General features: G+C 40.0%; 9 protein-coding genes and 3 tRNA genes. 9 read left to right on the forward strand and 3 right to left on the reverse strand.

Annotated features, from left to right (window positions below):
• The first annotated feature begins 102 nt into the window (after positions 1–102).
• Positions 103–381 (forward strand): 30S ribosomal protein S15, encoded by a 279-nt coding sequence (gene rpsO, locus C4F40_RS01900; protein WP_196937682.1) that lies wholly within the window; start codon positions 103–105, stop codon positions 379–381.
• A gap of 142 nt (positions 382–523) precedes the next feature.
• Positions 524–2,704: a polyribonucleotide nucleotidyltransferase gene (gene pnp, locus C4F40_RS01905; protein WP_196937683.1), complete on the forward strand. Its 2,181-nt coding sequence runs from the start codon at positions 524–526 to the stop codon at positions 2,702–2,704.
• 736 nt (positions 2,705–3,440) lie between these two features.
• Here pnp and C4F40_RS01910 read toward each other — a convergent pair.
• Positions 3,441–4,907, reverse strand: coding sequence for an SUMF1/EgtB/PvdO family nonheme iron enzyme (locus tag C4F40_RS01910; RefSeq protein ID WP_231389885.1), 1,467 nt, complete (start codon positions 4,905–4,907; stop codon positions 3,441–3,443).
• Positions 4,908–5,404: 497 nt separating this feature from the next.
• Between C4F40_RS01910 and ispF the strand changes: the two genes are divergently transcribed.
• Entirely contained in the window at positions 5,405–5,884 is a 480-nt protein-coding gene (gene ispF, locus C4F40_RS01915) for a 2-C-methyl-D-erythritol 2,4-cyclodiphosphate synthase (RefSeq protein ID WP_196937685.1), read from the forward strand.
• Here ispF and C4F40_RS01920 read toward each other — a convergent pair.
• Entirely contained in the window at positions 5,881–7,098 is a 1,218-nt protein-coding gene (locus tag C4F40_RS01920) for a TCR/Tet family MFS transporter (protein ID WP_196937686.1), read from the reverse strand. The genes ispF and C4F40_RS01920 overlap by 4 nt on opposite strands.
• Before the next feature lie 235 nt (positions 7,099–7,333).
• Here C4F40_RS01920 and porW point away from each other — a divergent pair, with 235 nt between their 5' ends.
• The 3 genes from porW to uvrC all read left to right on the forward strand — a co-directional run bounded on the left by porW (position 7,334) and on the right by uvrC (position 14,638).
• Positions 7,334–10,492, forward strand: coding sequence for a type IX secretion system periplasmic lipoprotein PorW/SprE (gene porW / locus C4F40_RS01925; protein ID WP_196937687.1), 3,159 nt, complete (start codon positions 7,334–7,336; stop codon positions 10,490–10,492).
• A 21-nt stretch (positions 10,493–10,513) separates the two neighbouring features.
• On the forward strand, positions 10,514–12,766 hold the full coding sequence (locus C4F40_RS01930) for a transglycosylase domain-containing protein (RefSeq protein WP_196937688.1): 2,253 nt from the start codon (positions 10,514–10,516) through the stop codon (positions 12,764–12,766).
• A gap of 66 nt (positions 12,767–12,832) precedes the next feature.
• Positions 12,833–14,638, forward strand: a complete 1,806-nt coding sequence (uvrC, locus tag C4F40_RS01935) for an excinuclease ABC subunit UvrC (RefSeq protein ID WP_196937689.1) — start codon at positions 12,833–12,835, stop codon at positions 14,636–14,638.
• A gap of 39 nt (positions 14,639–14,677) precedes the next feature.
• On the opposite strand, the gene era is transcribed toward uvrC, so the two are convergent.
• The gene (gene era, locus C4F40_RS01940; protein ID WP_196937690.1) at positions 14,678–15,556 is read right to left on the reverse strand and encodes a GTPase Era; all 879 of its coding nucleotides are present in this window, start codon (positions 15,554–15,556) and stop codon (positions 14,678–14,680) included.
• A gap of 113 nt (positions 15,557–15,669) precedes the next feature.
• On the opposite strand from era, the gene C4F40_RS01945 reads away from it, so the two are divergent.
• The 3 genes from C4F40_RS01945 (at position 15,670) to C4F40_RS01955 (ending at position 15,978) form a co-directional block, all read left to right on the forward strand.
• A tRNA-Met gene (locus tag C4F40_RS01945) sits at positions 15,670–15,742 on the forward strand.
• Positions 15,743–15,786: 44 nt separating this feature from the next.
• Positions 15,787–15,859 (forward strand) — tRNA-Met (locus C4F40_RS01950).
• 46 nt (positions 15,860–15,905) lie between these two features.
• Positions 15,906–15,978 (forward strand) — tRNA-Met (locus C4F40_RS01955).
• Positions 15,979–16,184 lie beyond the last annotated feature (206 nt).

The raw sequence follows: 16,184 nt of genomic DNA on the forward strand, positions 1-16,184 counted from the left end.
GGTCAAAGGTTAGTTAGGTTTTTAAATTTTTATTTTTGACTTATTACTCCTATCTTTGCATCCAATTCATTAAATTTTTAACGCTTTAATATTATTCAAGAAATGTATTTAAGTAAAGAGTACAAAGCTGGTATCTTCGAGGAATTTGCAGGTGCAGCAGGAAACACAGGTTCTGCAGAAGGACAAGTAGCTTTATTTACTAAAAGAATTGCTCACTTAACTGAGCATTTGAAAAAAAACAGAAAAGACTTTAACACACAACGTTCACTACAAATGCTAGTAGGTAAGCGTCGTTCATTATTAGCTTATCTGTACAAAAAAGATATCAACCGTTACCGTGCTATCATTAAAGGCTTAGGTTTACGTGATATCATCAAATAAGCTTTTAGAAAAAACAATGAAAAAGCCACTTACATTCGTAGGTGGCTTTTTTGTAAATTTTAGTTACCTTTGTGCAACTAAAATGTAAAATACAATCGATGCATTCCAGAATTGACGCAAAATGCATCACAACAAGAAAACAATGAGTTATAACGAAAAAAAAGTTACAATTGATTTAGGCGGAGATCTAGCGCCAATCGAATTGTCTACTGGTAAATTGGCTAAACAAGCGGATGGTTCAGTAGTATTAAAACAAGGTGATACGATGCTTTTGGCAACAGTGGTCTCTTCAAGAGAAGCTAAAGCTGGAGTAGACTTTTTACCATTATCAGTCGATTACCAAGAAAAATACGCTTCTACCGGCCGTATACCCGGTGGTTTTTTACGTCGTGAAGCAAGATTATCCGACTATGAGGTGTTAATCTCTCGTTTGGTTGATAGAGCTTTACGTCCCTTATTCCCGGATACATACCATGCAGATACACAGGTGATGATTTCACTTATTTCTGCGGATAAAGATATTATGCCAGATGCATTAGCCGGGTTGGCGGCGTCAGCAGCTTTGGCGGTGTCAGATATTCCTTTCAACGGTCCAATTTCAGAGGTACGCGTGGCGAAAATCGACGGTCAGTTGGTTATTAATCCTCGCCTTTCAGCATTAGCAAATGCTTCTTTGGAATTTATTGTAGCTGGATCAGCTCAGGACATTGTGATGGTAGAAGGTGAAGCAAACGAAATTTCAGAAACTGAAATGGTCGAAGCAATTGCTTTTGCACATGATGCAATCAAAAAACAAGTAGCTGCTCAGGTTGAATTAGCAAACTTGGTGGGATCGACGGTAAAACGTGAATTCAATCACGAGCCTTCAAATCCAACATTAAGAGCAGAAATTTTTAGTGCGACCTACGATAAGGTATATGAAATTGCTAAATCAGGGTCTTCAAAACACGATCGTTCTGAAAATTTTGCAACGATAGGTAATGATTTTTTTGAAAAATTAGGTGAGGATATCGATGATGAAACCAAATTTCTCGCGAAGAAATATTTTCATGATGTACAATATGATGCGGTTCGTAATCTGCTCCTAAATGAAGGAATTCGTTTAGATGGACGTAGTGCACGTACTGTACGTCCGATTTGGTCTGAAGTTGATTTTTTACCTGCTGCACACGGTTCGGCTGTGTTTACACGCGGTGAGACGCAATCGTTAACTTCTGTTACTTTGGGCGCTAAAGACGATGAACAAATGATTGACGGTGCTTTTATCAATGGGTACAATAAATTCATTTTGCATTATAACTTCCCGGGATTTTCAACGGGTGAGGTAAGACCGAATAGAGGTGCTGGTCGCCGTGAAATTGGTCACGGTAATTTGGCTATGCGTTCATTGAAAAAAGTATTACCCTCAGATGCGGAAAACCCTTACACGATTCGTATAGTTTCTGATATCTTAGAATCAAATGGTTCTTCATCAATGGCGACAGTATGTGCTGGTACACTAGCGCTATTGGATGCGGGTGTGAAATTGAAATCTCCTGTTTCTGGTATTGCAATGGGTTTGATCACGGACGAATCAACGGGGAAATATGCTATTTTATCAGATATCTTAGGCGATGAAGATCATTTAGGTGATATGGACTTTAAAGTTACTGGTACAGAAAATGGTATCGTAGCTTGTCAGATGGATTTGAAAATAAATGGTTTGAAATGGGAAGTGCTTACACAGGCATTAGACCAGGCGAAAGAAGCGCGTCTTCACATCTTAGACGAGATGAAGAAAACGATTGATGCTCCTCGTGAAGATTATAAACCACATGCGCCTCGTATTATCCAATTAACTATCGATAAAGAATTTATTGGAGCAGTTATCGGACCCGGTGGTAAAATTATCCAGGAAATGCAACGTGAGACTGGAGCTACAATTTCTATTGAAGAAGTAGATAACAAAGGTATTGTACAGATCTTTGCCGACAACAAGGCTGCTATAGATGCAGCTACTACGCGCATCAAAAATATCGTAGCCAGACCAGAAGTTGGTGAAATTTACGAAGGTAAGGTGAAGTCCATCATGAACTTCGGCGCATTCGTAGAGATTATGCCGGGCAAAGACGGTTTACTACACATCTCTGAGGTCGATTGGAAGCGTCTTGAAACGATGGAAGGTGTATTGAAAGAAGGTGATATGGTAACGGTTAAACTACTGGATATTGATAAACAAGGTAAGATGAAGCTTTCTCGTAAGGTGTTGTTACCTCGTCCTCCACGTGAAGATAAACCTAACCAAGGTCAAGCAGCACCGTCTGCTGATGCGCCTCAAGGATAGTTTAGTTTTATTTTATTAGATATAGAAAAGCCCGCTTACTGCGGGCTTTTTTATGTCTTTATTTGAAAAGAGCTTCTTTTCTTAAAAAAAGGAAGGATTTTCTTAATCAATTTTTATGCGCCTCTATCGCCGGCGCAGGGCGACTTCTTTTTTTATAAAAAGAAGGGAAAAAATCATCGCTGTACCGGCTCGACACTACGGTTCACCATTCCTGCTATTGTCGACCCGCTAAGGCGATATTTGTCCAATTTGTAAGGCTGGTGCTTTTTCTCGATATTATTTTATACTTCAGCTGGATTAAAAAGACGACCTAGGTCGATGTAGCGTTAAGAAAGCTTGTAGATTTGCGTTAAGAACAGATCCACAAAGCGAAGCGGCTTGGAGCTGTTTAGTAAATCCAAAAGCTTTTAGCGTAACATTGACCAAGTCTTGGGTTTTGCTTCTTTTGGCCAAGCAAAAGAAGGAGAGCCGCCCGCCGATGAGGGTAAAAAGTTAAAGTATAGATATTATTGGCTACCAATAAAATTGGAAATCAGCGAATAATAACCTGACTAATTTAATACTTCCTTTAGTAAAAAAAATACAAACGCTAACTATATATAACAAACTTTCATGATCCATTGAATAACCAACGGGCATGAAAGTTCTTGATGGCCTTTGAGAAATAGACACTTTCAGAAAAAAAAGGCTTTAGCATGAAATGCCAAAGCCTTTTGTGTTATTCTATATAAGGCGTTTACGGCGTAGCCGAACTTCTTTTGCCTGAAGAAGAAGGACCATATACATTACCTACCATTGTCATCGCACAACGGAATCCCGTCATCGCATTGGATTCATTCTGTTGCATAAAACGACGCGTTGCTGGATTTAACCAGTAGGCTCTATCATTCCAAGATCCACCCTTATAAACGCGTGATTTGTCGTTAACCAAGGTAGTTTTCCCGTACAACTCTTTGAGTTCTTCATCTTTGAACCCTCTTACATCGTAGTCGTAGCTAGTGGTTGATGGATCTCCGGTTTTAGCTGCTTGCAATTCTTCCCAAGTTTGCTTTCTCGCTGCTTTTGCGGGAACCTTTATCGGGCGACCGTATTTATCTTTTGCTAACGTCCGATTGTCGGTATTTTCATATTCATTGTCCATGAAAACGTGGCCACGGAACGGATTAAAGTCTTCGAAATCCTCGTAGGAAAGTTGGCGATAGACATCGCTTACCCATTCATTTACATTGCCCGCCATGTTATACAATCCGAAATCGTTAGGAGCATAGCTCTTAACAGAAACCGTTATATCGCCACCGTCATTTAAATTTCCCGCAACTCCCATATTATTGCCGCTGGTAATTTTGAAGTTAGCCATCATACGACCCTGATTTTTACGGCTTCCTGAGCGTACACCCAAGCCATTCCAAGGATAAGCTTTACTATTCTCAATGTTGCCTTCTATTGTATTGCCGATCAAACCCAATGCAGCATATTCCCATTCTGCTTCCGTAGGAAGTCTATAGGGCTGTTTAAGGATGCCATCTTCCATGCGCACAATGCGTTTTGCATCTTTTGCTGCACCGATTTTAGTGTCTCTAGGCATGTTCTTGCCATCTATGCCGTCTCCTTGAATCTGACCATTCAAATAAATATCGGTATTAAAGGCTTGACCTTCTCTACCCTGTTGTTCACTTAGTGTCTTATAATCTACCAAGGCGCCACTTTGGCGAAGGATGTGTTCATTTACACGATCTGTCCTCCACAAACAGTAAGCATTAGCCTGATCCCATGTTACACCCACTACAGGGTAATCTTGAAAGGATGGGTGGCGTAAATAAAAATTAACATATGGTTCATTATATGATAAAGGGTTCCTCCATACCAATGAATCGGGAAGGGCATCATAATACAACTTCCCATCTTCAGGATAATTTTGGGCAATCCAATGCAGATATTCGAGCCAATCCGCATTAGAAACCTCTGTTTCATCTATATAAAACGAAGCTACTGTTACCCGCCTTTTCAGGTTGTCATGAGAATAACCTAGGTCTTCATTTAAGCTTCCTCCTAATACGAATGTACCTCCTTCTATACCTATTAAACCGGGGCCAGGAGATTCTTTAACCTTGCGATTAATTTGTAAACCGCCATTATGAGGATCATTGTATCGTACACCGGTTTTGTCAGATACATTGCTTCTACTGCTTTTACAGGATGTCATTATTAATGATGTGCAAAACATTAATAACAATGAGATTATAGCGATTTTGATATAATGCATAAAATGATCAATATTACATTGCTTGAAGCCAAAATTAAGAAATAATTTAATATCAACTATTAAAAAGAGCGTTTATCGTAGTTTTTTAACTTCTAAAAAGTCTTAAAAAATGTTAAAATTTGAGAATATCCTTTTCGACCGTATTCAACTAGTTTTTTTACTGTGACAAATAAGTCTTAATTTCGCTTCCATGAAAGCGAGATCTAAATAAGATGGAGACAGAAGGCAACCGTTATTTACATCGAAATCTCATCAACCATAAAAAAAAAGATGAAACCATCATGATTTTTCAAACCGAACGTAGTGAGCTCATGAACTTAGCGAAGCGATTTCATGAATGCCTTAAAAAGCGAACAAGTGATGAATAATACAAATGAAAGACAAGCGATCTCATTGATCCCGCTAAAAACAAATAATAGATCAATAATTATATACAGATGAAAATTAAAGTAGGTTTTGGATTTGATGTTCATCAAATGAGAGAAGGGCATCCATTTTTCGTAGGTGGAGTTCAGCTTGATCACCATTCGGGAGCATTTGGTCATTCCGATGCGGACGTGTTAGTTCATGCTATTTGCGATGCCATTCTGGGCGCTGCCAATTTAGAGGACATTGGTTATCATTTTCCAAATACGGATTATAAATGGAAAGGTATCAGCAGTCTACTGCTACTAGAAGAATGCGTTCGATTGGTGGGTGAGAAGGGGTGGAAAATAGGGAATGTCGATGCGATGTTGTGTTTGGAAGCACCGAAAATAAAACCGTATATTCTTGAAATGAAAAAGAAGCTAGCGGAGTCTACAGGGTTGGAGATAGACGATATTTCAATTAAAGCGACGACAAATGAGACAATGGGTTTTATTGGAAGGGAAGAAGGGGTGGTAGCATATGCCGTTTGTTTAATTCAGAAGGATTAATTCCCTTTGAATCTCTTAAAGTAACGAATAGCGATAATCAAAGCAGTTAAGGCTAGTAAACCGGCCACAAAAAAAGGCGCTCCAGGGAAATAAATGGCAGTACTTTTACGGGAAAAGTAAGAAAATAAGCTCGTCATCATCAAGGGGCCAATAATGGCAGTTAGACTGATAACACACGTTATCCCACCTTGGATCTGCCCCTGTTCATTCTGTGGCACAAGGTTGGAAATATAACTCTGTAGAGATGGGCCTGCTATTCCGGCTAGGACATAAGGGATGCTGATTGCAAAAAGCATCCAGGTCTCCGTAGAAAGACCATATAAGGGAAGAGATACCGTATACAGTAAGGTTCCTAAAATGATAGCCCATCGTAATCCAATTTTAGGTAATATGAGACGAATTAAGCCGGCCTGGACAATCATCAATAAAACACCTATAAATCCGAGAGATATACCGACCATCCGTTCGTTCCAATGAAATTTTTCCATCGTATAATACGACCACGTGCTTTGTACAGAATGAGCCGCCATGTTAATCAGAAAAATGCATATGATTAAAGGTAGGATGATCGGATATTTATTGATATGTACAAAGGCGCCAATGGGATTCGCCAACCTCCAGTTGAAAGGTCTTCTCAATTCCGGTTTTAGTGATTCGGGAACGATAAAGTAACCATAAGTAAAATTAAGAAAGCTTAATAAGGCGGCCGCGAAAAAAGGCACCCGTGCACCGTAATGTCCTAGCAGTCCCCCTAGCACTGGTCCTATGATAAAGCCTACGCCGAATGCAGCACCCAACAATCCGAAATTTTGCGCCTTGTTTTGTGGGGTGCTGATGTCTGCAATATACGCTGCTGCCACCGAATGACTCGCCCCCGTCACCCCGGCAATGAGACGACCCATAAAAAGCCAGAAAATGGATGGAGCAAAACCCATCAAAAGGTAATTAATACAAAAGCCGAAAAGAGAAATCAATAATACAGGTCGCCGTCCAAAGCGATCGCTTAGGCTACCGAGTACCGAAGCAAAAAAAAACTGGGTGAACGCGTATGCAAAGACAAGCCAGCCTCCGTACCGCGATGCTTCGCTAATATCCCCATGAATAAGTTCCTGAATCAGCTTAGGCATCACAGGAATGATTATCCCTAAACCAATCGTGTCAATTACGACGGTGATAAAAATAAAAAAAAGACCAGCGGATGTTTTATTCTTCATTATAGAGCGTAAATGTATAAAAAGTATAGGTAGTCCGTGATAATAAAATTGAGGTTTTTTACTGTCATAATCACACAAGTCTAGATTTTACGCTTGTCTTTCACGAACGGGAGAAAGGAGATAAAGCGGGTGTTAATATATTGCTAAGAACTTGCTTTGCACCTCAAGTTTATCTAAGTTTGCATTTAATATGGATAGGTATGTGCTGTAGTTACTTAAGTTTTGAAATTAAAGAATGCTTAATCTGAAAAAGACGTATTGGTTGAAAAAGAATTGTTTTCTGTTGTTCCTTGGATTGAGTACCATTGCTTTAGTGATGGGATGTAAGGGGATTAAAAGAAATAATAGCACTTTTAAAAAAGTAGATGCTGGAAATGATACTATAACACAGTATAATTTCATGCAAAACGTCACGTCAAAATATAATATTTTGTACAATGCGAATTTGATGTTGGACAAAGAACGCGAAGCGATAGCAAACACCAATACCCATAACTTTCAAATCCGGCAAACTGTTTTTGACGAACCCACTGCTCAGGGCGACTCGCATATTATGATGGATTCCTTAATTCAGAAGGCTTATAAAGTCGTAAACACGAAGCAGGAAAGCAGATACGTTAACGATGCATATTTTATTATTGGTAAAGCCAATTACTACAAAGGATCTTATTATACGGCTTTAGAGTTTTTTAATCAGCTTATCCGTAGTTCTGGTGAACAGATAGATTTCGTATCTATGGGATATGCTTGGAAATCCCGGGCATTGCTTCAAATAGGTAAAGAAGAACAAGCTAAGTTAATGGTGGATTCTGCATTTGCAACTCTGAGTGAAGAAAAAGAGGTGCGCACCTTCGTTAATGCAGCGAAAGCAAATTACCTGATACGGAATGGAGAAGAACTGGAAGCGATTCCATATTTGGAGTATGCTTTAGAATCGAATAGTGACCTCAGCAATAAAAGGAGGTGGATGTTTTTATTAGCGCAATTATACCGTGATAATGGACAAGCAGAGCAGGCCCTTCAATACTTTCAACAGATTTCAAGAAGCAACGTCCCCTATGATATGGCTTTTGAAGCATCCTTGCAAACTGCGTTTCTAAAAGGAAATAGATATTCGTCGATCGAAGATCGTGTAAAGCCATTAAAAAGAATGCTTCGCGAAGGTAAAAATGATGGATACCAAGACCAGATTTTATTTCAAATCGGAGACATATATTATGCAGACGGTAAAATAAATGAAGCGCTTGTTGCATACAATAAGTCGCTAAATGAACCGAAAAAAAATAATTATCAAACTACCGAGACCTATTTAAAGTTGGGGGACCATTATTTGGAGCAGCGTAAATATCATTTGGCCCAGTTATACTACGATTCTGTAGCGATTGTTTTGCCTGCGGATTATACGGATGTAAATAAAATCCGCCGAAAATTGGGGTATATGTCTGAAATAACCAAGCTGTATGCCGAAGTTGCTTGGCAAGATACGTTATTACAGTTGGCCGCGTTGAATGAGTCCGACTTAGAAAGTGTGCTCAATGCGTATGCGAACGTCGCCTTACAGGCAAAGAAACTGGAAATAGAAAAAGCTCAATTGGCAAAAGCGAAATCAAAAAATAAAAAAAATACTTCGCAGAATGTAAACACTGCGTTGATGGCATTTAATACACCAACGAATTCATTGGCCACAAATTCGGACAAAACCTTTTATTTTAATAATCAGGATGAGCTGGTTTTGGGGCAGTCGTCATTTAGACGACGCTGGGGCAATAGGCAACTGAAAGATAATTGGCGTTATGAGGCAGATAATTCTGCAGCGGTTAAGGTAGCCCAAAACAGCACTGTTGAAACTGATTTTGTAAAAGAGGATGATGCCGAACTGGACGAAGCGCTTTTTATATCCACAGCAAAATCGAAATACAGCAGTGAAATTCCGACGCAAAAAGAGGCTTACGAAGCCAGTCACAAAAAAGTACACGACAACTTAATTGTTATCGGGAACATATATCGAGATTACACAAAGGACAATATCGATGCCATCCATGTATATGAGGAATTCTTGAGAAGATACCCAAACACGGAAGCTGGGGCAGAAATCTACTATTCGCTATACCGCATGTACGACGGCTTAGATCAGGCCAAATCACTGGATTATAAAACTCGTCTTATCGCATTATACCCTCAAAGCTTGCATGCGCAAGTCGCGCTTGATCCGTCTTACATGGATAAAATAAAAAGGGATAAAAATATTTTAGACCGTGTATTCGAAAAGCTATTCACGCTCTACGCCAACGGCGATCACGCTACTGTTATTACGGAGGCCGACAAAGATTTGAAAGAACGTTTTGAAAATACAGGGCTGGTTGCTCAAGTAGAATACCTGCGCGCCTTGGCTGTAGGTCGAGTCGGGAGAGTAGGAGATTTTACAGAAGCGTTGAATGATATCGTTGCGAAGTATCCTACGGATAGTTTGGTAGTACCCTTAGCTAAAGAAAATTTAACTTTTATAGAACAGCACCCAAATTACTTTACCAACCGTGTAAATGCACTGCAGGATATAGATAAAAGCAGAATAGCATTTATAGACGAACCTCATATGACGGCTTGGCCGAACTTAGGTATTAACGGAGACTATAGAACTGGTACGGCAATTGTGCAGGAAAAACCGAAACCCAAGGAAGAAATTAAAATTGCAAAAGTCGAACCTGAAATCGAACAGGTTGTCAACATTGAAAGTGCGGTGGAGAAAGAGGAAACAAAGGAAGAAGTAGTAATTGCCAAAGTTGAGCTAGCGATCAAAGAGGAGCCTAAAAAGGAGGAATTGATAAAAACGGAGGAAAAAGTTGCAGTAGCAGAATTAGGCCAGGAGGAGGTGGCTGAAACTGAGCCGCAACGAACGCTAGCGGGTATATCTGACGTAACGACTGAGGGTAAAATAAGTGCAAGCACACAAGTGAATACGAATGTGTCGTTAGGCCAAATCAATAGACCACTAGGGCAAGTGAATATCGACCTCGGGCCAAATGATTACAGAGACAAAAAACTCTTTCCGGATACTGCCACGTATTATTTTACGATCAACGTGATGGATGCAAAATTAAATATGGCACCGAGTAGGTACGGCATAGGACAGTTTAATAGAACCCGGTATGCACAGTTGAGCATTAGTCATCAACTGAAAATGGTGAACGGCGAAAACCAACTTATATTTATTGGGCCGTTTAATACCTTTGAGGAAGTGAAGGGTTATGAATCAAAAATTTTACCGATGATGCATGAGATTATGAAAGTGCCCGTAGAAATTTATAATACTTTTGTCATTACAAAAGAGGTGTTTCCTTCACTCACCGATGGAGTACAAATTAGAAATTATCATCAAACGTATAGTGAACAATAGTTTTACAACTATCATATTAATATGAAGAGAGAATCCAAAAAGAATAAATTAACTCAAGAAGATGTTTCCCGTTATACACGCAATTTTTGGAAATTCCTGATCGGAATTGTTGTGTTTGCAAGCCTATTTTTGGGAGCTGTACGCATCGGACTTTTTGGTCAACTGCCTTCTTTTGAAGATTTGGAGAACCCGAGAAGTAATCTGGCTTCAGAGATACTGACCGACGACCAAAAGGTGTTGGGTACATATTATGTGCATAATCGATCTAATGTAAAATACAGTGAACTATCCCCACATTTGGTCCATGCACTTATTGCAACGGAAGATAAACGATTCTATAACCATTCCGGGATTGATTATTCTAGAACAGTAACTGCTATATTCTATACGTTGTTCGGTAATAAGCAGGGAGGAAGTACGATTACACAACAATTAGCACTTAACCTTTTTTCTGAAAGAAGAGAGCGTAATAAGGTCCGGCGGGTAATGCAAAAGTTTCAAGAATGGATTACCGCTGTACGGCTTGAGCGTAATTATACAAAGGAAGAAATCATTATGATGTACTTCAATACCGTCGACTTTGGAGCATATAATACATATGGAATTAAATCTGCTGCCCGCACATATTTTGATACAACACCCGATAAACTGACTGCAGAGCAGGCTGCCGTATTGGTGGCGATGCTAAAAGGTACTTATTTATACTCCCCAATTAAGTTTCCCGAGAAATCATTACTTCGACGCAATCAAGTATTGATTAATATGCATGATGAAAATTTCTTATCGAGTGAAGAACTGGCTAAAGCCAAGGAAAAGCCGTTGGGCTTGAAAATACGTATTTCAAATTATGGGGAAGGATTAGCTCCGTATTTCCGAGCGGTATTAAAAGAAGAAATAAAGAAAGAATTCCAGCGACTTTCTATTACCAAGCCGGATGGTAGCCCTTATGATTTAGATAAGGACGGATTACGAATATATACACCTATCAACTATAATATGCAGCAGTACGCCGAAGAAGCGCAAAAAGAATGGATGCAAACGCTGCAAAATGAATTTGACAAGCAATGGAAGCGAAGAAATGCATTTGCCGGTGAAAAAGCAAAATTGTTAGAGACAGGCATGAAACGTTCGGACCGGTATAGGATGCTGAAGAACGAAGGGGTGTCTGAGGCTGATATCAAGAAAGCATTCAATACAAAAACACCCATGACACTATTTACGTGGAAAGGGAACATTGATACGGTAATGACACCAATGGATTCGATAAAATACAATAAGCTCTTGCTACGTAACGCAATGATGGCTATGGAACCTCAGACAGGACATATCAAAGCGTGGGTAGGAGGGATTGATTTTGAGCATTTTAAATATGATCAAGTAAAATTAGGAACGCGCCAGGTAGGTTCTACGGCGAAGCCGTTTACCTATGCGGTTGCAATCGACAATGGTTATTCACCATGTTTCTCCGTGCCAAACCATCAACGGTCTTATGGCAATTGGAATCCTCGCGGAACGATCCAGGGTGGTGATCCTATCACCTTAAAAAACGCACTAAAATATTCTCAAAACTTTGCTTCTGCGTATGTTATAAATGAGGTTGGTGCCGCTAGTGTCGCGGCATTAACGAAGAAGATGGGCGTTACATCGAATGTGCCCAACTATCCTTCCATTGCATTAGGAGCATATGAAGCCTCGGTTTTTGATATGGTGGGAGCTTATTCAGCTTTTGTAAACAACGGTACATGGGTAGAGCCGACCATGATACTACGGATCGAGGATAAGAACGGTACATCCATCTATGAGAAAGCACCAAAAGTAGTAAAAGCGCTAAATAGCGAATCTGCTTATATCATGGTTGACATGCTAAAAAGCGCCGTGGATGGCGGTACTGGTAGTCGCCTTCGGCGTAAGGAATATGGCGGACTGACTTATCCGTTGGGCGGAAAAACGGGGACGACAAACGATAATTCCGATGCCTGGTTTATCGGTATCACTCCTGAATTGGTTGCAGGTGTGTGGACGGGAGCAGAAGATCGAGGTATTAGTTTTAGTAATATGCAATACGGCCAGGGTGCTGCAGCTGCACTTCCCGTCTTTGGACTCTTTATGAAAAAAGTGTATGGCGACAAAGAACTAAAATATTCAAAAGGAGACTTTGCATTGCCTCCTGGTGGAATGACGCGAGAGATGGATTGCTCGCAATACAGTAAATATGATGGATACTCTACCGAACAACCCTTGTTAAATGAAGATGAAGAACGACTGAGTTTTTAATCAGTACTAATTGGTGACAGGAGTAAATATTTTTGTTTAGATGTAGTCCAGTATTTTTGAGGGGGTATGAGTGAATTTGATTATAAGGAAGAACTAAAAAGAATCCCTCATAAACCGGGGGTATATCAATATTTTGATAAAGGCGGTGAATTGATCTATGTGGGTAAAGCCAAAGATCTACGAAACCGCGTAGGTTCTTATTTTGTCAATGATAGGCAACTCAATTCGAAGACACGTGTCCTAGTACGAAAAATTCAGCGTATTGCATTTACGATCGTGGATACGGAAATCGATGCGTGGCTCCTCGAGAACAATCTGATCAAGAAGCATAAACCTCGGTATAATGTCATGCTGAAAGATGACAAAACCTACCCGTGGATCGTTATTAAAAATGAACATTTCCCCCGAATTTATTGGACGCGTAAATATATCAAAGATGGTTCCCGGTATTTTGGCCCGTATGCTTCTGTTGGTATGATGCACATCGTGTTGGATACCATAAGAGAATTATTCCCCCTGCGTACATGCAATCTTAACTTAGCACCTCAAAATATTGCAAAAGGCAAGTATAAAGTATGTCTGGAATACCAGATCGGCAACTGTAAAGGGCCCTGCGAAGGATTTCAGGATGAGGAAGATTACAACCAAAATCTAAGCGATATAAAAGACATTCTGAACGGTAAAATATCGGTAGTCACGAATCGTTTGAAGATGCAGCTAAACGGAGCTATTGCTCAATTAAAGTTTGAGGTTGCACACAATCTAAAGGCTAAATTGGATAAACTGGGGAATTACCAAAGCAAGTCAACCGTGGTAAGCGCCTCCATTTCTAATGTGGACGTATTTAGCATAGCTTCGGATGAAAGTTATGCTTTTGTGAATTTCCTAAAAGTGATGAATGGCGTTGTCATTCAAACCCAAACTTTAGAAATGAAGAAGCGCTTGGATGAAAGTGATGCGGAACTGCTAACTCTTGCTATTCCGGAAATACGTAGCCGTTTTAATAGCGTGTCGCGGGAGATCATTGTGCCTTTTGATTTGGAGATCGAGAGTACTCCCGAATATGTTAAATTTACGGTCCCTAAAGCTGGAGATAAATTTAAGCTATTAGAGCTTTCACTCAAGAACGTTGCCTATTTTAAAAAGGAACGATTGACACAGTACGAGCGTCTCAATCCAGAATTGAAAACAGAACGCATCCTTCTTCAGATGCAAAAAGACTTAAGATTAAATGTGCTTCCCCGCCATATCGAATGTTTTGATAACTCTAATATTCAAGGTAGTTTTCCAGTATCGGCGATTGTAGTCTTCAAAGATGCAAAACCTTCCAAAAAAGATTACCGGCATTTTAATGTGAAAACCGTTGAGGGACCGGATGATTTTGCAACGATGGAAGAGGCTGTATATAGAAGGTATAAGCGTATCTTGGATGAGGAGCAACCGCTACCTCAATTAATCATAATTGACGGTGGAAAAGGACAGTTAAGCGCAGCCTTGAAGAGCTTACGTTTATTGGGGATCGAAAGACAACTGACCGTCATAGGTATCGCCAAACGATTGGAAGAGTTATTTTATCCTGGAGACCAGTATCCGCTTTATCTGGATAAGAAATCGGAGACACTGCGTGTTATTCAACACCTTCGCGACGAGGCCCATCGTTTTGGGATCACTTTTCACCGTAACCAGCGAAGCCGCAAAACGTTTGTCTCAGAATTGGAGAATATTCCCGGCATTGGGAAGACCACCGTGGAACGTCTACTGAAAACGTTTAAGTCCGTGAAACGAATAAAAGAACAGTCTGACGAAGAGCTAAAAAAGGTGTTGAATCAAAAGCAACTAATGGCTCTTCGCACTTATTTTCCGGAAAACTAAAGAGGCAGATTCGCCTATCTGCAAATCTGCGGATTCGTTTTAATCGTCGTAACCGAAACTTTTCAAATAATTTTTCTTAGATCTCCAATCAGGAATCACTTTCACAAATAGTTCGAGAAAGACTTTTTTACCTATGAACTCCTCGATGTCCTGACGTGCATAAGTGCCAACCTTTTTTATCATTGCACCCGCTTTTCCAATAATAATGTTCTTTTGCGAATCACGTTCTACGATAATTTCAGCTGCTATTCGTGTAATTTTAGCCTCCTCTTTGTAAGAAGTTACAATAACCTCCGTACTGTAGGGGATTTCTTTGTCGTAAAGTTTGAACACCTTCTCACGGATCATCTCTGAAACGAAGAAACGCATCGATTTGTCCGTTAATTCGTCTTTCTCGTAATAGGGAGCGTGTTCAGGAAGATTTTCCTTGATATACTGCATGATGCCATTAACTCCGTAATCAAGCAAAGCAGATATAGCAAAAATAGCATGTGGATTTAATTTCTCTTTCCAGAATTCTATCTTGGCCATGACTTCCTCTTCCGAGGATTTGTCTATCTTATTGATTAACACGGCAACGGGTGATGCTGTTTTTTGAAGCTTTTCTATGACATCATTCTCATCGTATTTTTCGTTTATATCTGTCACAAAAAGAATAATATCAGCATCGATCAAAGACCCCTGTACAAAATTCATCATGGATTCTTGTAAAGAATAGTTGGGTTTGATCACGCCAGGTGTGTCTGAAAATACGATTTGATGATCTACATCGTTTACAATCCCGATAATCCGGTGGCGTGTTGTTTGAGCTTTGGGAGTGATGATGGACATCTTTTCCCCTACTAATGAGTTCATTAGTGTCGATTTTCCGGCATTTGGTTTACCTACAATACTTACGAATCCTGCTTTATGCGACATTTTTCAATCTTTATTTGGATTACAAAGAAACAAATAATATCTTTGTACTCCAATTAAGGAGAGCAATATCTTGCGTTTTGACCAAAAGAACGCATTTAATATATAAAATATATTGCGGGGTGGAGCAGTTGGTAGCTCGTCGGGCTCATAACCCGAAGGTCATCAGTTCGAGTCTGGTCCCCGCTACTAAAGAGTTAAGGCAATGCTTAGCTCAAAAAATTAAAATACATTGCGGGATGGAGCAGTTGGTAGCTCGTCGGGCTCATAACCCGAAGGTCATTGGTTCGAGTCCAATTCCCGCTACTAAAGAGCTAAGTGAAGGCTTAGCTCGACGAAATTAAAAATACATTGCGGGGTGGAGCAGTTGGTAGCTCGTCGGGCTCATAACCCGAAGGCCATTGGTTCGAGTCCAATCCCCGCTACTGAAGCAAAGCTTCGACCTTAGGTCGAAGCTTTTTGCGTAATTGCTATCCTCTATTGTTTGAACTCCGGGACCCCACGGATTTAACATTGTTATAAAAGGTTGTGTATGCAAACGTTTGTGTGCTTTTACGCAAACGGTTTCGTTTAGCATTTTGTTTTTCATTAAATTACTTTGGGTTACCTTGGCGGGTGTAGACTACGGAAT

Origin of the sequence: Sphingobacterium pedocola, from assembly GCF_015209965.1 — a bacterium.
GTDB classification, from domain to species: domain Bacteria; phylum Bacteroidota; class Bacteroidia; order Sphingobacteriales; family Sphingobacteriaceae; genus Sphingobacterium; species Sphingobacterium pedocola.

What these genes read in the sequence shown, in the direction of transcription:
- rpsO (WP_196937682.1), top strand. Translation starts at nt 103, where the DNA reads ATGTATTTAAGTAAAGAGTACAAAGCTGGTATCTTCGAGGAATTTGCA.
- pnp (WP_196937683.1), top strand. Translation starts at nt 524, where the DNA reads ATGAGTTATAACGAAAAAAAAGTTACAATTGATTTAGGCGGAGATCTA.
- C4F40_RS01910 (WP_231389885.1), bottom strand. Translation starts at nt 4,907, where the DNA reads ATGACATCCTGTAAAAGCAGTAGAAGCAATGTATCTGACAAAACCGGT.
- ispF (WP_196937685.1), top strand. Translation starts at nt 5,405, where the DNA reads ATGAAAATTAAAGTAGGTTTTGGATTTGATGTTCATCAAATGAGAGAA.
- C4F40_RS01920 (WP_196937686.1), bottom strand. Translation starts at nt 7,098, where the DNA reads ATGAAGAATAAAACATCCGCTGGTCTTTTTTTTATTTTTATCACCGTC.
- porW (WP_196937687.1), top strand. Translation starts at nt 7,334, where the DNA reads ATGCTTAATCTGAAAAAGACGTATTGGTTGAAAAAGAATTGTTTTCTG.
- C4F40_RS01930 (WP_196937688.1), top strand. Translation starts at nt 10,514, where the DNA reads ATGAAGAGAGAATCCAAAAAGAATAAATTAACTCAAGAAGATGTTTCC.
- uvrC (WP_196937689.1), top strand. Translation starts at nt 12,833, where the DNA reads ATGAGTGAATTTGATTATAAGGAAGAACTAAAAAGAATCCCTCATAAA.
- era (WP_196937690.1), bottom strand. Translation starts at nt 15,556, where the DNA reads ATGTCGCATAAAGCAGGATTCGTAAGTATTGTAGGTAAACCAAATGCC.